The sequence below is a fragment of the Alistipes provencensis genome (assembly GCF_900083545.1).
In the GTDB taxonomy this organism is placed as follows: domain Bacteria; phylum Bacteroidota; class Bacteroidia; order Bacteroidales; family Rikenellaceae; genus Alistipes; species Alistipes provencensis.
This window is the reverse complement of the sequence record NZ_LT559262.1, coordinates 1-24274: the sequence shown is the minus strand read 5'-3', so window position 1 is coordinate 24274 and position 24274 is coordinate 1. Positions and strand designations below refer to the sequence as shown.

22 protein-coding genes and 1 rRNA gene are annotated in these 24274 nt (G+C 59.1%); 13 read left to right on the top strand and 10 right to left on the bottom strand.

Annotated features, from left to right (window positions below):
* The first annotated feature begins 73 nt into the window (after positions 1-73).
* Together yidC and BN5935_RS00200 are read left to right on the top strand one after the other, a co-directional pair.
* Positions 74-2020, top strand: coding sequence for a membrane protein insertase YidC (gene yidC, locus BN5935_RS00205; protein WP_064974306.1), 1947 nt, complete (start codon positions 74-76; stop codon positions 2018-2020).
* Positions 2021-2119: 99 nt separating this feature from the next.
* Positions 2120-2974 (top strand): YncE family protein, encoded by an 855-nt coding sequence (locus tag BN5935_RS00200; RefSeq protein ID WP_064976767.1) that lies wholly within the window; start codon positions 2120-2122, stop codon positions 2972-2974.
* A gap of 38 nt (positions 2975-3012) precedes the next feature.
* Here the strand turns inward: BN5935_RS00200 and BN5935_RS00195 are convergent, their stop codons facing one another.
* Genes BN5935_RS00195 through BN5935_RS00180 form a run of 4 tightly spaced genes read right to left on the bottom strand, consistent with a single transcriptional unit; the run spans position 3013 to position 7675 of the window.
* The gene (locus BN5935_RS00195; RefSeq protein WP_064974305.1) at positions 3013-3858 is read right to left on the bottom strand and encodes an alpha/beta hydrolase; all 846 of its coding nucleotides are present in this window, start codon (positions 3856-3858) and stop codon (positions 3013-3015) included.
* A 3-nt stretch (positions 3859-3861) separates the two neighbouring features.
* Positions 3862-5061, bottom strand: a complete 1200-nt coding sequence (locus BN5935_RS00190) for a class I SAM-dependent rRNA methyltransferase (protein ID WP_064974304.1) — start codon at positions 5059-5061, stop codon at positions 3862-3864.
* Entirely contained in the window at positions 5058-5666 is a 609-nt protein-coding gene (locus tag BN5935_RS00185) for a 3'-5' exonuclease (RefSeq protein WP_064974303.1), read from the bottom strand. Before BN5935_RS00185 ends, BN5935_RS00190 begins: the two co-directional genes overlap by 4 nt.
* Before the next feature lie 59 nt (positions 5667-5725).
* Positions 5726-7675 carry a RecQ family ATP-dependent DNA helicase gene (locus BN5935_RS00180; RefSeq protein ID WP_064974302.1) on the bottom strand — a complete coding sequence of 650 codons (1950 nt, stop codon included), beginning with the start codon at positions 7673-7675 and terminating at the stop codon, positions 5726-5728.
* Between the two features lie 93 nt (positions 7676-7768).
* On the opposite strand from BN5935_RS00180, the gene BN5935_RS00175 reads away from it, so the two are divergent.
* The 4 genes from BN5935_RS00175 (at position 7769) to BN5935_RS00160 (ending at position 11240) form a co-directional block, all read left to right on the top strand.
* Entirely contained in the window at positions 7769-8038 is a 270-nt protein-coding gene (locus tag BN5935_RS00175) for a PqqD family protein (protein WP_064974301.1), read from the top strand.
* 1 nt (position 8039) lies between these two features.
* On the top strand, positions 8040-8453 hold the full coding sequence (locus BN5935_RS00170) for a hypothetical protein (protein ID WP_064974300.1): 414 nt from the start codon (positions 8040-8042) through the stop codon (positions 8451-8453).
* A 66-nt stretch (positions 8454-8519) separates the two neighbouring features.
* Positions 8520-10880 (top strand): TonB-dependent receptor, encoded by a 2361-nt coding sequence (locus tag BN5935_RS00165; RefSeq protein ID WP_064974299.1) that lies wholly within the window; start codon positions 8520-8522, stop codon positions 10878-10880.
* A 45-nt stretch (positions 10881-10925) separates the two neighbouring features.
* Positions 10926-11240 carry a heavy-metal-associated domain-containing protein gene (locus BN5935_RS00160; protein WP_064974298.1) on the top strand — a complete coding sequence of 105 codons (315 nt, stop codon included), beginning with the start codon at positions 10926-10928 and terminating at the stop codon, positions 11238-11240.
* Positions 11241-11298: 58 nt separating this feature from the next.
* On the opposite strand, the gene BN5935_RS00155 is transcribed toward BN5935_RS00160, so the two are convergent.
* Both BN5935_RS00155 and BN5935_RS00150 read right to left on the bottom strand, forming a co-directional pair.
* Positions 11299-11676, bottom strand: a complete 378-nt coding sequence (locus BN5935_RS00155) for a hypothetical protein (protein WP_064974297.1) — start codon at positions 11674-11676, stop codon at positions 11299-11301.
* Positions 11663-12223 carry an RNA polymerase sigma factor gene (locus tag BN5935_RS00150; RefSeq protein ID WP_064974296.1) on the bottom strand — a complete coding sequence of 187 codons (561 nt, stop codon included), beginning with the start codon at positions 12221-12223 and terminating at the stop codon, positions 11663-11665. Before BN5935_RS00150 ends, BN5935_RS00155 begins: the two co-directional genes overlap by 14 nt.
* Before the next feature lie 161 nt (positions 12224-12384).
* On the opposite strand from BN5935_RS00150, the gene BN5935_RS00145 reads away from it, so the two are divergent.
* On the top strand, positions 12385-12792 hold the full coding sequence (locus tag BN5935_RS00145) for a DUF6249 domain-containing protein (RefSeq protein ID WP_064974295.1): 408 nt from the start codon (positions 12385-12387) through the stop codon (positions 12790-12792).
* Between the two features lie 75 nt (positions 12793-12867).
* On the opposite strand, the gene BN5935_RS00140 is transcribed toward BN5935_RS00145, so the two are convergent.
* Complete coding sequence (locus tag BN5935_RS00140) at positions 12868-13590, bottom strand: MBL fold metallo-hydrolase (protein ID WP_064974294.1); 723 nt, start codon at positions 13588-13590, stop codon at positions 12868-12870.
* A 331-nt stretch (positions 13591-13921) separates the two neighbouring features.
* On the opposite strand from BN5935_RS00140, the gene BN5935_RS00135 reads away from it, so the two are divergent.
* Positions 13922-14881 (top strand): hypothetical protein, encoded by a 960-nt coding sequence (locus BN5935_RS00135; RefSeq protein WP_235820956.1) that lies wholly within the window; start codon positions 13922-13924, stop codon positions 14879-14881.
* Positions 14882-14933: 52 nt separating this feature from the next.
* On the opposite strand, the gene BN5935_RS00130 is transcribed toward BN5935_RS00135, so the two are convergent.
* From BN5935_RS00130 to rpmI, 3 genes are all read right to left on the bottom strand, one after another.
* On the bottom strand, positions 14934-16142 hold the full coding sequence (locus BN5935_RS00130; protein ID WP_064974292.1) for an MFS transporter: 1209 nt from the start codon (positions 16140-16142) through the stop codon (positions 14934-14936).
* A gap of 73 nt (positions 16143-16215) precedes the next feature.
* Positions 16216-16560, bottom strand: a complete 345-nt coding sequence (rplT, locus tag BN5935_RS00125; RefSeq protein ID WP_010265672.1) for a 50S ribosomal protein L20 — start codon at positions 16558-16560, stop codon at positions 16216-16218.
* Between the two features lie 91 nt (positions 16561-16651).
* A complete protein-coding gene (rpmI, locus tag BN5935_RS00120; RefSeq protein ID WP_019150987.1) occupies positions 16652-16846 on the bottom strand; it encodes a 50S ribosomal protein L35 in 195 nt (64 codons plus the stop codon).
* 131 nt (positions 16847-16977) lie between these two features.
* Here rpmI and BN5935_RS00115 point away from each other — a divergent pair, with 131 nt between their 5' ends.
* The 5 genes from BN5935_RS00115 (at position 16978) to BN5935_RS00090 (ending at position 24268) form a co-directional block, all read left to right on the top strand.
* Positions 16978-19773, top strand: coding sequence for a toll/interleukin-1 receptor domain-containing protein (locus tag BN5935_RS00115; RefSeq protein WP_064974291.1), 2796 nt, complete (start codon positions 16978-16980; stop codon positions 19771-19773).
* An 18-nt stretch (positions 19774-19791) separates the two neighbouring features.
* Entirely contained in the window at positions 19792-20463 is a 672-nt protein-coding gene (locus BN5935_RS00110) for an MgtC/SapB family protein (protein ID WP_064974290.1), read from the top strand.
* A gap of 84 nt (positions 20464-20547) precedes the next feature.
* A complete protein-coding gene (locus BN5935_RS00105) occupies positions 20548-21306 on the top strand; it encodes a hypothetical protein (RefSeq protein ID WP_147625746.1) in 759 nt (252 codons plus the stop codon).
* Positions 21303-22076 (top strand): hypothetical protein, encoded by a 774-nt coding sequence (locus BN5935_RS00100; protein ID WP_064974288.1) that lies wholly within the window; start codon positions 21303-21305, stop codon positions 22074-22076. Before BN5935_RS00105 ends, BN5935_RS00100 begins: the two co-directional genes overlap by 4 nt.
* A gap of 664 nt (positions 22077-22740) precedes the next feature.
* Positions 22741-24268, top strand: a 16S ribosomal RNA gene (locus BN5935_RS00090).
* Positions 24269-24274 lie beyond the last annotated feature (6 nt).

Sequence of the window (24274 nt, the reverse complement as noted above, 5' to 3'; positions counted from 1 at the left end):
TAGGCGGGGGCTTAATGCCGTTTCACGGCAAAATCGGAGTTTTGAACTGTCGGTGCAAATAATTAAAGTTTGAATGGATAAGAAATCAATTATCGGCATTGCCGTCGTGGCGGTCCTCTTTCTGGGATTCGCCTATTTCAACAGCAAGCAGCAAAAGGAATATCTCGAAAAGAAAGAGGCGTACGAAGCCTATATGGACTCGGTGGCCCGCGCGACGCGGCCCGCGGCAGTTCCCGCAGCCGATTCGACGGCGGTAGGCGAAGCGCCCTCCGGGGCGACGGCCGAGGAGCTTGCGGCAGCGGTGCGCGAACGTCAGGTGGAGACGCTGGGCGAGTCGCTGACGACGGCCCGCGAGGCGGAAGCCGAGGAGTTCACCGTCGAGAACGACGTGATGTCGGTGCGTTTCTCGACCCAAGGCGGCCAGATCAAGGGCGTCACGCTGAAAGACTACACCAAGTACGCCCCGCGCGGCGAGCGCAACCAGCCGATCGAGCTGATGGACCCGGCGACGTCCCGTTTCGGTTTGTCGTTCTATGTGAAGAACGGGCTGAGGAACATCCCCGTAAACACGCTGGACTATGTCTTCACGGCCGAGCCGGAGACGACGACGGCCGACGGTGCGAAGTGCATCGTGATGCGGCTGCCGGTCGCCGAGGAGTCGTATCTGGAATATCGCTACACCATCTATAACACGGAGTCGCCCGAGCGCGACTACCTCGTGAATTTCGATGTGCGGCTGGTGAACATGGCCCGCGAGATGGCCAACCAGACCCAGATTCAGATCGACTGGGCAAACACCACCTACCAGAACGAGAAGGGATTTCAGAACGAGAACATGTACACCACGCTGGCTTACCGCTTCCCGGGCGAATCGTCGATCGAGGAGCTGGGCATGAGCGACGGCGCCAAGTCGAAGAACATCACGACGCAGGTGTCGTGGGTGGCCTTCAAGCAGCAGTTCTTCTCGTCGGTGTTCATCGCTCCGGAGAACGTCTCCTATGCCAACCTGTCGTTCGACACGGCGGCTCCCGAGTCGTCGCTGCTCAAGACCTTCACGGCGCAGATGGGCGTGCCCTATACGGCGCAGACCGAAGGGTATGATTTCGCCTTCTATTTCGGTCCCAACAAGTATTCGATTCTCAAGAAAGTCGACGATCCGAAGGGCGCCGAGATTCACCTCGAGCGTCTGGTGCCGCTGGGCTGGGGCATCTTCGGGTGGGTCAACCGCTGGTGCGTGATCCCGGTCTTCGATTTCCTGCGCAACTACATCGCCAGCTTCGGTATCATCATCCTGATCTTGGTGCTGCTCGTGAAGCTGGTGATTTCGCCGCTCACCTACAAGAGCTACGTCTCGATGGCCAAGATGCGCCTGATAAAGCCGCAGGTCGACGAGCTGAACAAGAAATTCCCCAAGCGCGAGGACGCCGCCAAGAAGCAGCAGGCGATGATGGAACTCTATAAAAAGGCGGGCATCAATCCCATGGGCGGCTGTATTCCGATGCTGATCCAGATGCCGATCCTGATCGCCATGTTCCGCTTCTTCCCCGCCTCGATCGAGCTGCGCGAGCAGCCGTTCCTGTGGGCCGACGACCTTTCGTCGTTCGACAGCGTGCTGAACCTGCCGTTCTCGATTCCGTTCTATGGCGATCATGTGTCGCTGTTCGCCCTGCTGATGGCCGTGTCGCTGTTCGGATACTCCTATTTCAGCTACCAGCAGACCGCTTCGTCGCAGCCCCAGATGGCCGGCATGAAGTTCATGATGGTCTACATGATGCCGATCATGATGCTCTTCTGGTTCAACAGCTATTCGAGCGGTCTGTGCTACTACTACCTGCTTTCGAACCTCTTCACCATCGGGCAGACGCTCGTCATCCGCCGCATGGTCGACGACCAGAAGATACACGCCATCATGCAGGCCAATGCCGCGAAGAAGTCGAAGGGTAAGAAATCGAAATTCCAGCAGCGTTACGAGGAGCTGATGCGTCAGCAGGAGGCCCAGCAGCGCGCGAAGAAAAAATAGGCGGGAATCCGCTTTCGATCCGGGCCGGAGCGGATTCCTCGACGGGGAATGCGGCTCCGGCCCTGTTTTTGCCGGAGAGGACGTAAAATGGAAATGAAGATGAAACGATTATTGATTTTCGGGCTGCTGCTGGCGGCTGCGATGCCGCTTGCGGCGCAGGAGTTGGGGGCGGAATACCGTCTGGCGCGGGTGATTCCGGTCGAAGGACGGCAGGGAATCGCCGCCGATTCGACGTATTATTATGTCTCGGGCAGCACGGCGCTCTACAAGTACGACAAGCAGGGGCGGCTGGTGGCCGAGAACGAGCGGCCTTTCGAGGGGCTGCCGCTCGCGGCGAACCACATCGGCGACATCGACGTCTGGAACGGGGAGATTTATGCCGGGATCGAGACCTTCGACGACGGCCGCGGAGAGAATATTCAGGTGGCGGTGTACGACGCCAACACGCTGCAATGGAAACGTTCGATCGACTGGGAGCCCGAGTCGGGGCAGGTCGAGGTGTGCGGGTTGGCCGTGGACCGCGACGGCGGCATGGTCTGGATGGCCGACTGGGTCGACGGACGCTATGTCTACGGCTATGACCTCGCGTCGGGGAAATACGTCCGCAAGGTCCATTTGCGTCCCGTGCCGCAGTGGCAGCAGGGCATCTTCATGTCCGGCGGGCGGATGCTGATCTCGGCCGACGACGGGGATGCCGATCTCGGCGAGCCGGATAATCTCTACATCGCCGACCTGCGCGACGGAAAGTCCTGTGCCACGGTGCTGCCGTTCCGTTCGATGGACGATTTCCGGCGGGCCGGTGAGATCGAGGGGCTGGCCGTCGATCCCGCGACGGACGACCTGTTGGTATTGGCCAACCGGGGCGCGCGGATCGTGCTCGGGATGCCGCGGGGATTCTATCCGGGTTACGACCGGGAAATCCACGAGGTTTACGTCTACGAAAAAGTGAAATAGAAAAAGGTCCCGGAAAGGGACCTTTTTTTCGTTGCGGGCTATTTGCCGAATCCCGCCGAGACGAAGACCAGCACGTCGGGCAGTACGGTTTCCCAGTAGCGCCATGTGTGGCCGCCGTCGCGCATGCGGTATTGCAGGGGGATGTTCCGCTCGCGCATGAGCGAATAGAAGTCGACATTGGATTTCCAGAGGAAGTCGTCGTCGCCGCAGTCCACCCACCAGCGGACCGAGCGCACGCCGTCGAGCCGGTCGTCGGGCATCTGGCGCAGCATCGCCACGGGCGAGTTGTCGGCGACGGATTGCTGGAATGCGTCGTCGTAGTTGCGCGGGCCGGGCAGGACGTCCAGCAGGCCGCTCATCGGGCAGGCCGAGCCGAAGACCTCGGGGTGGCGCAGGGCGTAGACCGCCGTGCCGCCGCCGCCCATCGAGAGCCCCGAAATGGCGCGGTGGGCCTTGTCGCCGGCGATGCGGTAGTGTTTCTCGACGGCGGGGATGAACTCCTCGAAAAAGAACTGTTCGTAGTTCCAGCCCGGGACGTCGAAGTAGCCCATGTGTCGGCCGGTGTAGTTCTCGCCCTCGCCCGCGGCGTCGGGCATGACGACGATCATCGGACGGGCCATGCCCGAGGCGACGGTTTCGTCGGTGATGCGGCGCATGTAGCCTTTCCGGGTCCAGTCGGTGTGGCAGCCGCTGGCGCCGTGCAGCAGGTAGAGCACCGGATAACTCTCCCCGGAACGGTCGTAACCGTCGGGCAGGTAGACCGTGCAACTCTTTTCGACGCCGAGGATCTTGCTCGGGACGGTGTAGACTTCGGTGCGGCTCTGGGCCCCGGCCGTCAGGGCCGCGGTGAGCGCAAGCAGGGTGGTGGTGAGCAGTTTTTTCATGGTTTATTCCACATAAAGTACCAGCCCTTTGAGGTATTCGCCCTCGGGGTGGTAGATGTTGATCGGATGGTCGGCGGGCTGGGTCAGTTGGTGCAGGATGCGCACCTTGCGGCCCGCGATGGCCGCGGCCGAAAAGACCGTCGTGCGGAACAGCTCCTTGGAAACCGCCTGCGAGCAGGAGAACGTAAAGAGGATGCCGCCGGGGCGGATTTGCGACAGCGCCCGGGCGTTGAGCCGCTTGTAGCCCTGCATGGCGTTGCCCAGCACCTTGTGGTGCTTGGCGAAGGCCGGCGGGTCGAGGATGATGAGGTCGTACCGGTCACCGATGTCCTTCAGATACTCCACGGCGTCGGCGGCGACCTCCGAGTGGGCCGCGCTGTCGCCGAAGTTGAGCCGCATGTTCTCGGTGGCAAGTGCCACGGCGCGTTCCGAGGAGTCGACCGAGCAGACCTCCTTCGCGCCGCCCGAGAGGGCGTAGACCGAAAAGCCGCCCGTATAGCAGAACGTGTTGAGCACCGTGCGGCCCTTCGCATAGCGTTTCACCAGTTCGCGGTTCTCGCGCTGGTCGAGGAAAAAGCCTGTTTTCTGCCCCTTCTCCCAGTTGACGAGGAACCGTTCGCCGTTCTCCATGACGATCTGCGGAGTGTGTTCCGCGCGGCCCCACAGGTAGCCGTCGACGGCCCCGAGGTCGGCCTTGAAGGGGAGCGTCTGCGACGATTTGTCGTAGATGGCCGTCAGACGGTCGCCGTAGACCGTGCGCAGCGCCTCGGCGATCTGCTGCCGGGCGTGGTACATGCCCGCCGAGTGGCACTGGATGACGGCCGTCGTGCCGTAGATGTCCACCACCAGCCCCGGCAGGGAGTCTCCCTCGCCGTGGACGAGGCGGTAGCAGGTCGTCGCGGGGTTGTCCGTGAGCGAGAGCGTGCGGCGCACGTCGTGGGCCACGGCGATGCGCCGGTTCCACCACGCCTGATCGATCGGTTCGCGCTCGAACGAGAGCACGCGCACGGCGATCGAGCCCACCTGATAGTGCCCTTGGGCGATGAACTCGCCCGGGCGGGTGTAGACCTCGACGAGGGCCCCTTCGGCGAAATCGGACTCCTCTTCGGCTTCGATGTGGTCGATGGCCCCCGAGAAAATCCACGGGTGGCGGCGCAGGAGCGACTCCTCCTTGCCGCGGCGCAGGTAGATTTGCGGTATCATTTGCGGATCGGTTTTTTCGGTGTGCGCAGCAGTTGTTCGTAGATGCGGGTGCAGACCCACGCATCGGTGGCGGCGTAAAGCTGCTGTTTGTCGGTGAGGGTCGCGGCCTCCCAGTTGCTCAGCCGCTGGGCCTTCGAGACGCGCTGTCCCAGCACGATGGCCGAGAGTTTGCGCAGGCTCTTCTCTTCGATGCCCCACTGGGGCGCGATGGTTTGCAGGTCGACGAAACCCCCGTCGCGGAAGTGGCGGATCTGGCGCAGCGAGCGCAGGTCGCCCGCCACGTCGGCGCCGATCTTGAGCACCTCCCTGTTCTCGAGCAGTTGCAGGATGGGCTTGGCCAGCGGAATCTTGTTGAGCCGGAAAAGGTAGCAGACCGTCGGCGTGGAGAGTTGCAGCAGCGACACGCGGAACGTCACGCCCGGGCGGAACGAGGGGCGCGTCTCGGTGTCGAAGCCGATCAGCGGCTGCCGGGCGAGCTGTTTGCAGGCCTCGGCGATGTCGCGCTCCTGCTCGACGAGGAGAATCTTCCCCCGGAACTCGACGGCCGGGAGCAGGGCGGTCTGCTCGTTGCTGATTTTATCGATGAAATTGTTTACTGTGGTCATGCGGTGAAAATTCCCACAAATTTACAGAATTATTTTCAGAAAAGCGGCTCGTCGGGGCGCTATTTTACCGGGTCCGGGCTGTCGGGCGCATTGAAAAGCGCGATGCGGCCGTCCGGGGCGGTCCGGACCTCGCCTTTTTCGAGCAGTTCGCGCACGGCCCCGGCCAGCCGTTCGGGGGTGCAGGAGATGTCGGCGGCCAGTTGACGCGGGTCGGCGGGGGATTCGGCCAGGCGTTGCAGGATGCTTTTGCGCAGCGCGGCGGCATCGGGCGTTCCGGCGGCCTTGGCGGCCCGTTTGCGGGCGAGACACACGTCGCACACCCCGCACGGGGCGGGATCGCCCTCGCCGAAGTATTTTTCCAGCACGGCGCCGCGGCACTCGTCGTCGTTGGCGGCGTAGGCGACCATCTGTTCGAAGCGTTCGCGCATCAGTTGCTGTCGCCGCTGGTAGGTTTCGGGGGCGATGTAGAGGTCGGCGCGCGGAAGGCGCTCTTCGTTCAGGAAGAGGATCGGCGAGCGGTTCGACGGGATGTAGCGGATGACGCGCAGTTGCCAGAGCCGTTTCAGCAGTTCTTTGACCCGCTGGACGGTGTAACCGCTCCATGTGGCCAGTTCGCCCTCGTCGATGGGCCGGAATTCGGTGAAGACCCCGTTGTAGAGCCGCAGCAGGGTGCGGATGAAGTGGTCGAGTTCGTCGCGCTGCACGCGGAGTTTGTACAGTTCGTCGCGGCTGACGCAGAACATCACCCGCGCAGGGTTGTCCTGCGCGTCGGTGAGGGTCATGTAGCCGTTCTGCTGAAGCAGTTTCAGGGCGCTCAGGACCGTCCCCGAGTAGAGGTGTTCGCGGGCGCAGAAGTCGTGGATGTTGAACAGGAACGACGCTTCGCCTCCGTCGCCGACGCCCACCTGCAGGTAGGAGCAGACCGATTCATAGATGTCCTTGACCTTTTCCAGCGGGGGGAACTCCTGTTCGAAGCGCCGTGCGATGCGGTCGCTGTCGTCCGAAGCCACGAGCAGCAGGGCATAGGCCCGCGCGCCGTCGCGGCCTGCGCGTCCGGCCTCCTGGTAATAGCTTTCGAGCGAGTCGCACATGGCGTAGTGGACCACGAACCGCACGTCGGGTTTGTCGATGCCCATGCCGAAGGCGTTGGTGGCGACCATCACGCGGACCTTGCCCGAGAGCCACTCCTCCTGCCGCAGCGCACGCTCGGTATGGCCCAGCCCGCCGTGGTAGGCCGCGGCCGGGACGCCCTCCTGCCGCAGAAAGTCGGCGGTCTGTTCGGTGCCCTCGCGGGTGCGTGTGTAGACGATGCCCGAGCCGGGGACGTTGTGCACCAGCCGCAGCAGTTGGCCGTTCTTGTCGTCGGTGCGGCGGACGCTGTACGAAAGGTTGGGACGTGCGAAACTGCTGCGCAGGATATGCGGTTCGGCGAATTTGAGGTGGCGCATGATGTCGTCGGCCACCAGGCGGGTGGCCGAGGCCGTGAGCGCCAGCACGGGGACGCCGGGGAGTCGTTCGCGCAGTTCGGCGATGCGCAGGTACGAGGGGCGGAAGTCGTAGCCCCACTGCGAGATGCAGTGGGCTTCGTCGACGGCCACGAGCGAGACGTTCATCCGCACGACGCGCAGGCGGAAGGACTCGGTGGCCAGCCGCTCGGGGGCGACGTAGAGGAATTTCACGTCGCCGTAGACACAGTTGTCCAGCGCGATGTCGATTTGCCGGGGAGAGAGCCCCGAATGGATGGCCACGGCCGCGATGCGCCGCGCCCGGAGGCGGTCGACCTGATCTTTCATCAGGGCGATGAGCGGTGTGACGACGATGCAAAGCCCCTCGCGGGCGAGGGTCGGAACCTGATAGGTGAGCGACTTGCCGCCGCCCGTGGGCATCAGCGCCAGCGTGTCGCGTCCCTCCATCGCCGAGCGGATAATCTCCTCCTGCACGGGACGGAACTCGGTGAAGCCCCAGTAGCGGCGCAGCGTGTCGTATATTTTGTCCGGTGTGGGTTCCATCTGAATAATGTGCCGTTGTGACACCAAAGGTACAAAAAATTAGGCCGTTTGGGGAATTTTTTATACTTTTGCGAAGATCAGAACGTTCGATAAATGAAGATACGCGAAGAATACAAGATACGCGAGATGGCTGGCGAGCATGTAATCGTCATGCCGGGCGGCGGCGGAGCGGCGGATATGACACGCATCGTGTCGCTGAACCCTTCGTCGATGTACCTCTGGGAGTCGCTGCGCGGCCGGGATTTCACGGCCGAAGATGCCGCCGGCCTGCTCACCGAACGTTATGAGGTCGACGCCGAAACCGCCCTGCAGGATGCCGGGCAGTGGATAGCCCGGCTCGCGGAGTGCGGAATCGTGGAGTAAAATGAAAACGAAGAAAGGCATATCGCTGTTGCTGATGACCGTCTACCTGCTGGCGACGGTCGGCGCGGCCGTGGTCTCCCTGACCTGCGGGTGTGTGGAGCAGCGGGTGCATGCGGAGCATGTATGCCTTTCGGGATGCCAGCACGACATGCCGGCCGACGGGCTCGTGCGTTCCTGCTGCGGCTGCGAACTCCATTCGACCGAGGTCGAGCTCTACCTTTATCCGGCCTCCGATAACAACGAACGCCATATCCGGTGCATGGTCACCGACCTGCCTCCCGCCATTGCCGCGGAGTGCCCGTGCCCAGAGCACGCCCCCGCCCTGCGGGAAAAGAGCGCCGAAAGGCGTTCGCCTTTCGTGCAGGAGGCTTCGATCCTTCCCGTGGGCTTCCGGGCCCCTCCCGTATCGGCTTAAAACTCCTTCGGGACCCGTGCTGCGCGCACCGGTCCGCAATCAGTTTTAACCGATAACGGAAATTCCATGAATTTATACAAAATCTCATTTTTTACACTTTCGGCATTCGCCGCATGCAGTACGCTGAACGCCCAAGATTTGCGGGGCGTGGTCCGCGATGCCGACAAACAGCCTCTCGTCGGGGCCTCGGTCTACTGGGCCGGGACGACGATCGGCGCCGGTACCGATGCTCAGGGGGCCTTCCAGTTACACCGGGTAAAAGGTTACGACAAGCTCGTGGCCTCCTATCTGGGCTATATCAACGATACGATCCGCGTCGAAAGCGGCGTCGGGCGGGTGGAGTTCACGCTCCGCTCGGAGGGCGTGGCACTCGAGGATGTCGTGGTCGAGGGCAACCTCAGCGGCAATTTCGTCAAGCGCGACGGCATCGTCAAGGGCGAGATGATCTCGTTTGCGGGTCTCTGCAAGATGGCCTGCTGCAATCTGGCCGAGTCGTTCGAGAACTCGGCGTCGGTGACCGTCGGGTACAGCGACGCCATTTCGGGCGCCCGGCAGATCAAGATGCTGGGGCTGGCCGGGACCTACACCCAGATACTCGACGAAAACCGTCCGATCATGCGCGGCCTGAGCGCCCCCTACGGGCTGAGCTATACGCCCGGCATGTGGCTTAACTCGATTCAGGTGTCGAAGGGCGTGGCCTCCGTCACGGCGGGCCACGAGGCCATCACGGGGCAGATCAACCTCGAACACCGCAAGCCCACGGACGAAGAACGCCTGTTCGTGAACCTCTACCTCGACGACGAACTGCGTCCCGAAGCCAATATCTCGACGGCGTTTCCCGTGACCAAAGACAAGAAGCTGTCGAGCGTCATCCTGCTCCACGGTTCGATGGACACCGATGTGCGGAAGATGGACCACAACCACGACCATTTCCGCGACCTGCCGAAGTCCGACCAGATCAACGTGGCCAACAAGTGGCTCTACTCGGCGGACAACGGCACGCAGGTTCGCTGGGGCTGGAAGTTCGTGCAGGAGAACCGTCTGGGCGGCATGCTCGATTTTAAGAACACCGACGCCATGCGCAAGGACATGGCGGAGAACTGGGACTGGGAGACGACCGGCAAGCCGATGCCGCTTTACGGGTCGCACATCCGCAACCGCAACGCCAACGGCTATTTTAAAATAGGTATGCCCGTCGGCCCGTCGGTCTACGATCCCGACGAGCAGGACGAGCTGCGTTCGAATCTGGCGTTCGTGGCCGATTTCGACCATTTCAACGAGGATGCCTATTTCGGGCTCAACACCTACGAGGGCAATCAGAATTCGCTGGCGCTGAACCTGATGTACAACCACTATTTCACCAGCCGTTCGTCGCTGAACGTCGGGGTGCAGGCGCATCTGGACTACTACCGTGAGTCGCTCGGCAACGACACGCCGTGGCTCGGCGTCCGAAACGAGTACGATTTCGACCGTGACGAGCAGGAGGCGGGCGTCTATGCCGAGTACACTTACGCCATCAAGGACAAACTTTCGGTGGTGGCGGGAATCCGCGGCGACTACAATGCCTATTACGACCGTTTCTTCGCAACGCCCCGCGGGCACCTGAAATGGAACATCACCCCCTCGACGACGCTGCGCGCCTCGGCGGGTCTGGGTTACCGTTCGACGAACGTCATCACGGACAATATCGGCATTCTGGCCACGGGGCGCACGATCGAGTTCCTCGGGAGCGAATCCGGAGCGGTCGATTTCAAGCGTTTCGACCGCATGGAGAAGGCCCTCACGGTGGGCGGAAGCCTGACGCAGGTATTCTCGCTGGCCGGGAGCGACAACGCCACGCTGAGCTTCGACTATTTCCGCACGCAGTTCTACAACTCGGTCGTGGCCGATCAGGAGTACGACCCGGAGGCGATCGTTTTCTACGCTACGGACGGACGTTCGTTCACCGACACCTATCAGGTCGATCTCTCGTGGACGCCCGTCGAGCGGCTGGACATCTTCGCCACGTTCCGTTATACGAACAGCGAAATGACGATCGAGCGTCCCGACGGAGGGTCGGCCCGCGTGGAGCGTCCGCTGGTGAGCCAATACAAGACGCTGCTGAACATTCAGTATGCCACGAAATTCCGCCGCTGGGTGTTCGACGCCACGGCGCAGTTGAACGGTCCCGCGCGCATCCCGACGCAGACGGGGAATCTCGACGACAGCTATTATTCGCCGCGTTACCCGATGTTCTATGCGCAGGTGAGCCGCAAGGTGGGTAAGTTCGACATCTATGCGGGCTGCGAGAACATCGCCGACTACCGGCAGGAGGACCCCATACTCCATGCGCAGAACCCTTACGACTATCGGTTCAACTCGATGAATGTCTGGGGGCCGCTGATGGGCCGCAAATTCTATGTCGGATTGCGGTTCAACCTCTATTGATCCGCGTGACAAACGCCATGTAAAACCTTAAAATAGAAAGAAAAGATGAAAAAACTGCTGATGGTATGTCTGGCCCTGCTGATGGGCGCCGGCATGTGCGCGGCTGCCGAGAAGCCTGCTGCAAAGAAAACCGTGACCACGGTGTTTGTTACGGACATCGACTGCGATCACTGTGTGAAGAAGATCATGAACAACGTTCCGTCGCTCGGCAAGGGCATCAAGGACGTGAAGGTGGACCTGCCCAAAAAGGAGGTCACGGTGGTTTACGACAGCTCGAAGAACAACGATGCGAATATTGTGAAGGGGCTGGCCTCGCTCAAGGTGAAGGCCGAGCCGAAAAAAGCCGCAGCCAAGAAATAGCCGCGGCGGGATTTGTTATCGGAACGGGGAGACCTCTTTAGGACGGTTTCCCCGTTTTTCAGTTCCGGGAGGCCGCGATGCGGCGGCGGATCAGCAGGTCGGCGAGGAGCAGTACGAGGAAGGCCACGGCGATGCAGACGCACATCGTGACCAGCGGTTTGTCCGTCTCCGGCAGTGCAAAGTGCGGCAGTTCGGGGCGGGAGAGCGCGATGCCGGGGATTTGCCATTCGAGTTCCGGCCACAGAGCCCTCGCGCAGACGACGATCAGCGCCGCGAAGCAGCCGATGCCCCCGGCGGTCAGCAGCCACATCTCGCGCCGTTCGCGCCGTATGGCGTCGTTCCGCATCCGCTCCATCAGCCGCGGGGTGAACCCTGCGGGCAGTTCCGGGGCCGGGGCCTGCCGGACTGCGCGGCGTATTGCATCACTCTTTTCCATCTATCTCGTCGTTTACCAGTACATACAGTTTTTTCCGGATCCGGTGCAACCGCACCTTGACGTTGCCCTCCGAGAGTTCCGTGATCGCGGCACATTCGCCGACGGAGCGCTCCTCGTAATAGAAAAGCGTCACCAGCGCCCGCTCCTCGGGGGCGAGCCGTTCGACGGCGCGGTTCAGTGCGTCGAGGCGTTCCTGTTTTTCGGTCCACTCCTCCAACCGGTCGGCCTCGCTGTCGGGCAGGGCCGCCAACCGCCGTTCGTCCATGTCGCAGAACTTCGGGCGCATGCGCCGCGCATGCGACACGGCCATGTTGTAGGCGATGCGGTAGAGCCATGTCGAAAAACTGCTCCGTCCGCCGAAGCGGTCCAGCCGGGCGAACGCCCGGAGGAAAATATCCTGAGTCAGCTCCTCGGCGTCCTCCGTGCATCCGACGATGCGTGCGGCCAGCGTGTAAACCGCTTTTCCGTAGCGGTCGGCCAGTCGGGAGCAGAGTTCGGTTTCGCCGCCCGCGATTCGTCGTATCAGTTCCTGTTCTTCGGTTTGCATCGCTATTCCGTTAGACGCTCGGCGGCGGAAAAGGTTACACGCGGGCCATCATTTTTCGTCGGTTGTAACCTTTTTGCGGTTTCGGCGTCTAACAGGACAAAGGTAGCAAAAGCCGGCCGGTTTTAAAATTGAATTTATTAACCTTTAAATTTTTATAAGCTATGGATTTTATAATGATCCCGCTGGTGACAGGAATCGTCACGTTGGGAATTTACAAGTTCTTCGAACTGCTTATCTGCCGCCGCGAACGGCGTGAACTCATCTCCAGACTCGAAGGCGAGCAGTTGATCGACTATCTGAAGCTGGTGCCGATGGGGTTGCGGACAGGGGGGCCGGTACGGATTGTGCCCGAAACCGCGCCGGGTATTCCGGCGGGAGCGCTGAAGATCGGCAGCCTGCTGCTGGGGCTGGGGCTTGGACTGCTGTTCGGTTTCATGCTGATCCGTCTGGCCGAAGTCCGCTCCTATGAAACGCAAAGCATTATCTACGGCGGTTCGGTGCTGGTCTTCGGCGGACTGGGGCTGATCGTGTCGTTCATCGTGGAGCGGATCCTCTCCCGCAGGAAGTAGGGCCGGTGGCCCCGCATAAATGAAGAGTGCCCTTTCCGGGGCACTCTTTGTTTTATAATGAGCGTTTTGCGCCCGCTATTCCATCGGACGGACCCGGGTGTCGGTCAGCCCTTCGGTCTCGCGCATCAGCCGGCCGATGTCGGTCTTTTCGTCCACCTCGCCGTAGTGGTAGGGGTAGAAGATCGCCGGGCGGATGGCTTTCACGGCTTCGACGGCCTGATCCACGGTCATGGTGTAGGGCTGGTTGACCGGCAGGAAGGCGATGTCGATGTCGCGCAGGGCACGCAGTTCGGGCGTCGGTTCCGTGTCGCCCGCGATGTAGATGCGCGTGCCGCCGACGGTGAGGATATAGCCGCAGTCCTCGCGCTCCTTGGGGTGGAATTGCAGGTGTCCCGGGGTGGTGTTGTAGGCCGCCACGGCCTCGACCTTCACATAGTCGCGCGGTGTGGCGACACTGCCCGGACGCATCGTGTAGCAGTTCATCTCGAAGGCTTCGGCCGAGGTGCGGTCGCAGAGGATTTCCGTGTCGGGCGTGAGCAGTTTTTCGACCGCCGCCACGTCGAGGTGGTCGTAGTGGGAGTGGGTGATGAGCACGATGTCGGCCTTCGGCAGTGCGGCGTAGTCGGCGTTGGCGCTTACGGGATCGACATAGATGTATTTGCCGCCCACGGCGATCGACAGCGAGGCGTGTTTGAAAAAGGTGATCGTAAATTCAGTACCGTCGCGGGCCGTAAGCTGGTCGGACGGATATTCGGGGGCCTTCGCGCGGCCGCATCCGAAGAGTGACAGGATTGACATAAGCGTAATTGCTGTTAAATGGCTGTTTTTCATGGTTTCTCAGGGTTAATGCCGGCGTTCGGCCTGTATTTCGGCGGTCGGGCAGCGAGGCCGTTTGGGTGTCGCCTCAAGGATAAAGATACAAATTTGCGGCGAAACAGCCAAATCGGAGGCTCCGCATGTGAATTTTTTTTACCTTTGGCGTCGTAACGACACTTTTATTTGTCGGAAAGTTCTGCCGGACCGGCACGATTTGTTATCTTTGCATAAATTAATGCAATTTTTTTCGGTCCCGACGCAGTATATTGCCGGACGGACCGTTTATTAAGAGAAATTAACCAAGCACATAAGCATGAATAAAATTTTTGCAACGATTGTATTGGCGGCCTTCGCGCTGTCGAGCTGTATCAAGGAGGATGACAGCTACAAGGAGTTACTGCCCTTGCGACCGGGTATGAATATCTACAGTATGACGATGACACAGAGTGCTGTCGCCATGCAGCCGGCCAATGCGGGCATCCGGCTGGCCATGCTGCTGGCCGAGGCCGCGAAGCAGTATCCCGATGAAAAGCTCGAGGATGTGGACCTGACCGAACTGAAGATCGAAGGTAATTCCAATTCTGTCCTTAGCCTGCTGTTCACGGCCGGAACGAAGATCGAGCGACTGCCGGACGGCGATTATAAAATCACTTATAACGGAGATTACCAGCAGTACGACGGTTTCTTCCTGAAAGGTTCGATGCTGGTCAAGACCAACGGCGCCGAGCAGTTGAAAGATGCTCAGGGCGGCAAAATGTGGGAGGTGGAGATACAGGAGGGCCTGACGCTGTCCGCCAGATCGGACATCGGTTCCCCGACCGTAGTGAATATGGAGGGCGGTTCGACGAGGCTTTATTATGACGGTTCTTCATATGCCATCTCTCTGAGCGGAATCAGCGCCAGTTTCGAGAACTCTTCTGTCTCCTCGAGTTGGAGAGGCGATTTCTCGTTGAGCGGAGAAGATGCGGGACTTGCTTATTCGGCGTGCAAGGGGAAGGATTTCGAGGTCAGCGGAGATGCATCGGGGGCGTCGATTTATGTCGGCTCCGATAATTCGAACCTCAGACTGAGTTATTACCTCAGTTCCGGCAGTCTTTTCCGGAGCGGACAGATCATCGAGGGAACGCAGGAGTGCAGTTTCGAATCCTATAATTACGATTTGTCGGCTTATCCTTCGCCCGATGTGAAATACGTTTGGTCGAACAACGGTGCCAATCCTTTGGGCTTGTATCAGAAAATTTATTACAACGGTTACGTCTATCCGAAGGATTGATATCCCGACGTAAAAACAGCGGCGGCCCTGCAAAAGAAGGGCCGCCGTTTTTTTATGCCTTGCGGTCGAGGCGCATGACCGAAGGGATGAAGAAACCCGTCATGCCGACCAGAACGATGACCGTTCCGGCGATGACGAAGGTCGTGGTGAGTCCGATGTGCTCGGCGAGAAATCCCGTGCCGAGCAGTCCGAGGGCTGCGGGGAGCAGGCCGAAACTGCGGTAGAGCGACATGACGCGCCCCAGTACGCCCGCTTCGATGCGGGTCTGAATCACGGAGACGAACGAGGCGTTGAAGACGCTGCTGGATATCCCTGATGTCATCGTGAAGAGCGCGAACCAGAGGAATCCCGAAGGTGGCAGGAGCCCGGACAGGGCGAACGAGAGGCCGACGATCAGGTACATCAGGTTGACCAGCACGATGCGGTTGACCCGATAGGTGCGGGCGCCCATGATGGCGCCGCCCAGAAGAGCCCCTCCGCCCCAGACGATTTCGATCAGGCTCATTTCATAGGTGCCGCCCCCGAAGTGCTGGAGCGTCATCAGCGGGAACATCACCCCGACGGGCATGATGAAGAACCAGACGACGATGGAGAGCGTGAAGAACCAACCCATGCCCGGAATGGCGTGCATAGCCGAGAAACCTTCGCGGAACTCGCGCCACAGGTTGGGTTTGCGCGTCGTGTCGCGTTCCGGGTTGGGGATGCGGACGAAGAGCAGCGAGGTGCAGGCGATGATGGCTCCCGCAACGTCCAGCAGCAGGATGTTGCCGATCGAGGTGAGGTTGATCAGCAGCGCTCCGAGGGCCGGGCCCGCGATGCTCGACAGCGAGGAGATGATCTGGTTGATTCCGGCGATGCGCGTGAGCTGCGATTCGGGGGCCAGCAGCGGCACCGAAGCCTGCATGGCGGGCATGTGGAACGCCGAGCCTGCCGAGCGGCAGGCCAGCAGGATGTAGATGTGCCACATCTCCGCCACCCCGGCCCAGAACAGCATGGCCAGCGCCAGCGTGCAGAGGGCGATGAAGCTGTCGGCGCAGATCATCGTGCGCTTGCGGTCCCAGCGGTCGACATAGACCCCGACGAAGAGGCCCAGCAGCGACTGGGGCAGCATGCCGGCGATGGCCGCCAGCGCCAGCACCTCGGCCGAGCCGGTTTCGAGGCTCATCCAGAAGATGATCGAGTAGGCCACGACCTCGCTGCTGAGGATCGATGCCAACTGTCCGCTCCAGATGACGGCGAATGTCTTTTTCCATGTCTCCATCGTAAATCGGTTTTATGCCAAAAAAGGCGGACACCGAGGTGGTGTCCGCCGCTAAAACCCCTCCGGGGAAGGGCTATTTAACTGCTTTAACTATTGCCTCGAATGCTTTCGGCTCGTTCATTGCCAGATCGGCCATCACCTTGCGGTTGAGGACGATGCCCTTGGCGTTGAGTTTGCCGATAAATTGTGAATAGGTCATTCCCTGAGCGCGGACGGCGGCGTTGATACGCGTGATCCACAGCGAACGGAATGTCCGCTTCTTGAGGGCGCGGTGTGCATAAGCATAGCACAGACCCTTTTCGACCGTATTTTTCGCAACGGTCCAAACGTTTCCCCTTGAACCAAAGTTGCCTTTGGCAAGTTTCAAAACTTTCTTTCGACGTGCGCGTGACGCAACTGCGTTTACTGAACGTGGCATACTGTAAAGTTTTTTGAGAGCTCACAGCGATACGGTTCTCCCGTATTCTTTGGGGCTGTTCTGCTCCGATTAATAAAATGCTGCGGGTTAATTATTTAACGAGCAGGTTCTTGATTTTGGCCTCGTCGGCCGCAGAAACGATACCCGAATAGCAGAGGTTACGCTTCTGTTTCGTCGTCTTTTTGGTCAGGATGTGACTGTGATAAGCGTGTTTGCGCTTGATCTTTCCTGTGCCGGTGAAGGTAAAACGCTTCTTCGCAGCGGCATTGGTTTTCATTTTCGGCATTGTCGTAAATAGTTAATTAGTTAAACTTAGCCTGCAAAAGTACGAAATATTTCCCACACTGCAATCGAATCGCTGAAAAAATCGTATATTTGGATGACAAAAGTTCTTTCCACCCTGCAAACTACCGCCCGATGATTTGCCATGACGTTTTTATCAGCTACAAAAGCCAGTATGTAGATATCGTAAAAGCCATCTCGCATGTGCTCGAAGAGGAGAATATCCGCTGTTGGTACGCACCCCGCGACTTGGACAGCCGCAGCGCCGGGGTCGATTACGACGATGCGATCTACCGGGCGATATCCGCCTGCCGGGTCGTGGTCGTGGTGCTGACCGACGAGGCTCTGGAGTCGGAGTGGGTCAAGACCGAGATCGCGCAGGCCCAGAACAAGCGCAAACTGATCATTCCCTATGTCGTGGGCAAGATCACATGCGAGAACGGGCTGCTGATGCGTCTCCAGCAGAAGCACTGGATAGATGCCTATCCCAATCCCGAGCGCAAGTTCTCGCTGCTGGTCAACAACGTCAAAATCCTGTTGAACGAGACCCTGAAAGAGGAGCCGGGGCAGGAGGGGAGCCGCCCGCTCTACACGGTCGCACCCGCCGGGGCGGACAATGACTTCGATTTCGATTACGAGGAGGGCGAGGCGCTCTACCGGGCCAAGGAGTACAACGAGGCCATCGTCGCGCTGGCCGCCTCGGCCGAGCGGAGCAACTCCAAGGCCCAGAAGTTGATCTGCAAGCTCTTCTACGATCTGGACAAACGCAGCGACGAGGTGTCGCCCGAGATCTGGGACATGCTCGAACGGCAGTCCAAGGCCGGGCATTGTTATGCCTGCTTCGCCATGCACACCAAATATTACCGCGACTACCGCAATTACTATATTTCGTTCGACTACCTCAAAAAAGCGGTCCGGGAGCAGAACCTCGGGCACGCTTTCCTGCGGCTGGGCATCCATTACGCATGGGGAATGGGCGTGAAGCTGAACTACACGCTGGCCGTGCACTACTACGAACGGGCGATCAAACTGGGTTGCGTCGAGGCCTATTCCTACCTCGGACAGCAGTATGAATTCGGGTCCGACAAGTATCCTGCCGACCCGGAGAAAACGCTCGAATGTTACCGCAAGGGGGCGCAGGCGAACGATACGCGGGCCCTGATGAAACTCGGCAACCTCTATGCGTCGGGCGACATCGTGGAGAAGGACCGGGAAAAGGCGTTCGAATACTTTCAGAAGATGATCGACTTGGGCGACTGCCGGGGCTATTCGCAGATGGGATTGTTCCACCACCTCGACGGCGATATGGAGACGGCCGTGAAATATTACAAGAAGGCGGCCCTTCACGACGTTGCAGATGCTTTTTCGAGCATGGCGGGAATCTGCTGGAACGAGGGAGAGAAGGAGGACGCCTATCGCTGGGCCAAAGGCGGGTATCTGCGCAAGGATCAGTTCGCCGCCTACCTGCTGGGGTTCTTTTACGAGCAGGACGAGGAGTACGAAAAGGCGTGGGACTGTTATTTCTGCCGTTACGAATGGGCCGGAACGGGCTCCGAAGACTTGGCGCGCCTCTATGTCGAGAACAAGTTCCGTCCGGAGAAGATGCCCGTCGGGGAGATCATCCGGATGCTCGACATTGCGGCGCGGGGCCGCAACGAGGAGGCCGTCAACCGGCTGATCGAGATCTATTCGGGCGACGAGTTCGGCTGCAAGGACCCTGCGAAGGTCGAGGAGTACCGACAGCTCGGCGTGAGCGTGGAGATGGCCGACCAGATGTACGACTGCGGAGTGAAGATGATGGGTGGCGACGAGACTTCGTTCAATCCCTACAAGGGGCTGGACCTGATCGAGCGCGCCGCGCACAAGAAATATCTCCCGGCGGTCGAGTTTCTGATAAAAATTTACGAGAAGGGCCGCTATGCGGATAAGGAGAAGCGCAGGGAGTGGTGTCGCTACGGATTGGATGAGGAACTGCTTTCCGGCGACCGGCTTTCGGCGGCCCTGAGGATCGTTCTCGATGAGCATTTCGACGGTACGGCGGAACTGCCGGCCGCGGAGTTCGAGAAATATGCCGTTCAGGCGCGCAGGCAACTGGCGCACGGCGGCAACGATGCACAGCCTTTGCGCCGCATCGCCGGCAGGCTCGATCCGGAGTTCGACCCCCGCGCGGTAGAGGACGGGTGTATTACCGAAGGGCCGTTGTTCGAGAAATACCACGACTACTATTGGGTCTTCGACATGGATATGCGCCGTGCGGACGCGCCGGACCCGGAATTCTGGGAGGTTCTGCGGGACAGCGAGGCGTATGCCGCGACGCGGATGCGGAAGGCCGGGGAAGTCTCTGGGGAGTATGCTTTCTGGGACAATCCCAACCAGTTCTTCGATAGCTATGTGGAGTTGTGCAAGCGTTATTCGATAATACCGCAGCCGTTTACGCGCATCGAGCGGGAGCTGCTGTCGCCGCCGTTCATCACGAGCCGCACCGCCCGGCAGTTCGGCCGCGACGTGGCCCGGTGTATGGTTTCGCTGTATGCGACGGGGCAGGAGGACATTCTGAAATGCCGGCAGCCGGTCTCCGATGAAGATATCCTGAACGTGGCGGAACAGTGTACGGACGACGCGGTGCAATTGTTGCTGATCGAGTATGTAGAATCCCGGATCGAAGTCGATGGGGTGTTCCTCTGGTACAACAGGACGTATCCGGGCGGAGTTCTGAATCCGAAAGCGGCGGAGGAGTGGTGGACCGGGTACCGGAAGCAGTTGGCGGAATTGGGTATCGAACTGGAACTTACCCCGACGGCGGCGGAAGAACCGCAGGCCGAAGCGGTTTCGGATACCGGTTCCGAAGACGACGATGAGTTCGACCGGCTGCTGAACGAATTTATCCGGTCGGAGCTGGATAAGGTCGAAGAGGAGAAAACCGAACAATAATTTGGAAAGGAGCGACGTATGGAGATGGAGTGGAATCTTATCGTGCGCCTGTGCGTGGCGGGACTTTGCGGAACGGTCATCGGGCTCGACCGCGAATACCGGGTGAAGGATGCGGGTTTCCGCACCCATTTCTTGGTGGCGTTGGGCAGTGCGCTGATGATGATTGTCTCGCAATACGGGTTCGAGGACTTTCTGGCGACCCACGACGGGCTGCGCCTCGACCCCAGCCGCATTGCGGCGCAGGTGGTCAGCGGCATCGGATTCATCGGTGCCGGTACGATCATCATTCACCGTCAGTTGGTGCGCGGGCTGACCACGGCGGCGAGTCTCTGGGCCACGGCCGGCATCGGGCTTGCGGCCGGAGGGCACATGTATATTGTGGCCGGGGCGGCCACCGTGCTGACGCTGTTCGGGCTCGAAGTGCTGACGCTCTTCTTCGGCGGGCTGGGACGCCGTCGTACGATGATCGTCTTCTCGGCGCAGAAGAAGGAACTTATCGACGCGATGTTCGACCGCCTCGAGAGCAAGGACTATTCGGTCATCTCCTACGAAGTCGAGTCGCAGCGCACCTCCGATGGGGTGGTACACCGCGCCACGATCGTCATCCGGGCCAAGGGGCAGGCCAGCGAGGAGGGATATATCGATCTGCTGCGCGAAAATCCCGACATTACCGTCGAGCGGATCGTCTGACGCTGCGACTTCTCTATGAATTAATCCATTAAATCGCTTGGAGTTCGCTGGAAATTCGCTATATTGAACAAAAATTCGGAGGAAATGCGAAAGTTCAGCGAATTGATTCTGTCCGCACTGTTGTTTTCCGGCCTTCCGGCCGCGGCCCAGCAGGCGGATTCGTCGTTTACAGGGGGGTCGGCGGCAGGCAGCGGAAGGGCGGTTGTTCCCGCTTCTGCGGAGATACGAATTCCCGTCCATGAGCGGGTCGAAATGCTGCTCCACGGCTCGGTGTCCCGCAATCCCCGGCACGACCTGCGCCTGATGTTCGGCTTGGCCCCCATGTTCGACGGCTGGGGCGTCGACGATTGGGACGATCAAAACATGGGCAACCCTGCCTACGACGTACTTCACAGCAAATATTCCAACTCCTTCTTCGGACGGCATTGCCTCGGGGCGCTTTCCGCCTCCTATGCCTACCGGGTAGGGGAGAAGTGGGAGATCGGGGCGGCGCTCTCCTATGCGCGCTATTCCGACCGGCTCAATCCCGCTCCGGATGGCCTGAGGACATGGAAACTCCGGGAATATTACCTGAGCGTGATGCCCGGGGTGCGCTATTCGTGGATTTGCCACCGGCGGTTCCGGCTCTATTCGGCCGGAGAAGCGGGGGCCCAGTTGGCCATGCGTCGCGGTTTTTTCGAGGACGATTACCGGACGGAGGTGCGCGCTACGGGGCAGTTGACCTTGGCGGGTATCACCGTGGGGCGGGATTTCTTTTTCTGCTGCGAGTTCGGGGTCGGCTGCCGAGGCATACTTGTCGTGGGAATGGGGTGGAGGTTCGATGCTAAAAACTCAAAACGATGAAACGGTTTCTCTTGCTGTTGCTGATCGGCTGCGGGTGCGCCTGCACGTCGATTGATAATGCTCCCGCACCCACGCAGGCGGGGTGGGTGCTTTTCGGTTATGTCAATACGGCGTTCGGCAATCACTGCGAGGCTGCCATGCGGGCTGCCCAACTGGATGAATACCGCCGTCAGACGACGGACGAAGGCCGGCGGGAGGTGCAGGACCGTTATTTCCTCCGGGAGCGCATCGTGAACGATGGAAATGTCTGGCGGGTGCTCTCGACGGGATACACATGGCGGTTCGAATTCAGGATCGGGCAATATCTCGGCGAGACGGGAACCGAACTGCATGTTACCTGTGAAACTTTATATGGCTACGAACCCGAAGAGAAGGCCGTGATCCGGTCCGGGGCCGATCAGACGCTTTCGATGGCGTCGGAATCCGAAACGATGCAATTCGCAACGACGGCAGAAATGAAGTTCCGGATGCGGCAGGATGCGGAGGGAGGACTCTCGCTGGAGTTCTTTTCCGGGTGCGGAACTTTGCGGGGAAAGGATAAGCCCCGGTTGGATATTGACTATTCGATCGTCGAACCGGTGGTCTTCCTTTGGTCCGAGCCCTTCCCTCAGCCGGGTGGCAAACTCGATATTTCGGCTTTCAATGGAGCCGAAGGGAGCGGCGTGCATGAAGTTGCGACGGCCCGTTATCTCAAAGGCGGAGCCGCGGAGATCACCTATGGCGGGGTCAGTGCGACATGGAATCCCGGAGAACCCTATCGTTGGGAGTGATGATCCGTTCGGCCGTTTCCCGGATCGTTCCGGGCGCTGAAAACCGGCTGAAAATACATACCTATATATAATAAGGACATCTTGTCTTCCGTTTTGGGATCACTGTCCGGAAGTTATTAAAAAACTTTTGGAACTAACTCGCTGATCCATAATCGGGTGAGGATTAATTGTCGAAATTGTCGAAAAAAAGTCCCCGAATTATTTGGAAATTGCCGGGAAATGCCCTTATCTTTGCACCCGCTTCGAGAGAGAAACACACCTCGAAAGCGGCAAAAAACACGTTCTGAAAAATTTTGAAAAAAGTTCCTAAATCTTTTGGAGATTCAGAAAAATGACTTACCTTTGCACCCGCTTCGATGAGGAGCGATAAGCAAAAAGGTTCTGAAAATTTTCTGAAAAATTCTTTCGAAAAGTTTTGGTGGTTCAAAAAATAACACTTATCTTTGCACCACTTTCCGCTGAAAAATTAAGCGGTCGGAACAAGGGAAAAGATCGCAAGATCCGACTCCCTGAGAAATAAGAGAAATTGTTCTTATAGTAATATATTGAACAGCGTTCTTTGAAGTATTTGAGCAGCTAAAAGTTTTTTCCACTCTCGCAAGAGAGTGATTTCAAACAATACCTTTGAGATTAGAGCTAAAGATTTAAAACAAAAACATTTTATACAATGGAGAGTTTGATCCTGGCTCAGGATGAACGCTAGCGGCAGGCCTAACACATGCAAGTCGAGGGGCAGCGGGATTGAAGCTTGCTTCAATCGCCGGCGACCGGCGCACGGGTGCGTAACGCGTATGCAACCTACCCAGAACAGGGGGATAACACTGAGAAATTGGTACTAATATCCCATAACATCATAAGGGGCATCCCTTTTGGTTGAAAACTCCGGTGGTTCTGGATGGGCATGCGTTGTATTAGCTGGTTGGTGAGGTAACGGCTCACCAAGGCAACGATACATAGGGGGACTGAGAGGTTAACCCCCCACATTGGTACTGAGACACGGACCAAACTCCTACGGGAGGCAGCAGTGAGGAATATTGGTCAATGGACGCAAGTCTGAACCAGCCATGCCGCGTGCAGGAAGACGGCTCTATGAGTTGTAAACTGCTTTTGTACTAGGGTAAACTCAGATACGCGTATCTGACTGAAAGTATAGTACGAATAAGGACCGGCTAACTCCGTGCCAGCAGCCGCGGTAATACGGAGGGTCCAAGCGTTATCCGGATTTATTGGGTTTAAAGGGTGCGTAGGCGGTTAGATAAGTTAGAGGTGAAATACCGGTGCTTAACACCGGAACTGCCTCTAATACTGTTTAGCTAGAGAATAGTTGCGGTAGGCGGAATGTATGGTGTAGCGGTGAAATGCTTAGAGATCATACAGAACACCGATTGCGAAGGCAGCTTACCAAGCTATTTCTGACGTTGAGGCACGAAAGCGTGGGGAGCAAACAGGATTAGATACCCTGGTAGTCCACGCAGTAAACGATGATAACTCGCTGTCGGCGATACACAGTCGGCGGCTAAGCGAAAGCGATAAGTTATCCACCTGGGGAGTACGTTCGCAAGAATGAAACTCAAAGGAATTGACGGGGGCCCGCACAAGCGGAGGAACATGTGGTTTAATTCGATGATACGCGAGGAACCTTACCCGGGCTTGAAAGTTACTGACGATTCTGGAAACAGGATTTCCCTTCGGGGCAGGAAACTAGGTGCTGCATGGTTGTCGTCAGCTCGTGCCGTGAGGTGTCGGGTTAAGTCCCATAACGAGCGCAACCCCTACCGTTAGTTGCCATCAGGTCAAGCTGGGCACTCTGACGGGACTGCCGGTGTAAGCCGAGAGGAAGGTGGGGATGACGTCAAATCAGCACGGCCCTTACGTCCGGGGCTACACACGTGTTACAATGGTAGGTACAGAGGGCAGCTACCCTGCGAAGGGATGCGAATCTCGAAAGCCTATCTCAGTTCGGATCGGAGGCTGAAACCCGCCTCCGTGAAGTTGGATTCGCTAGTAATCGCGCATCAGCCATGGCGCGGTGAATACGTTCCCGGGCCTTGTACACACCGCCCGTCAAGCCATGGAAGCTGGGGGTGCCTGAAGTTCGTGACCGCAAGGAGCGACCTAGGGCAAAACCGGTGACTGGGGCTAAGTCGTAACAAGGTAGCCGTACCGGAAGGTGCGGCTGGAACACCTCCTTTCTGGAG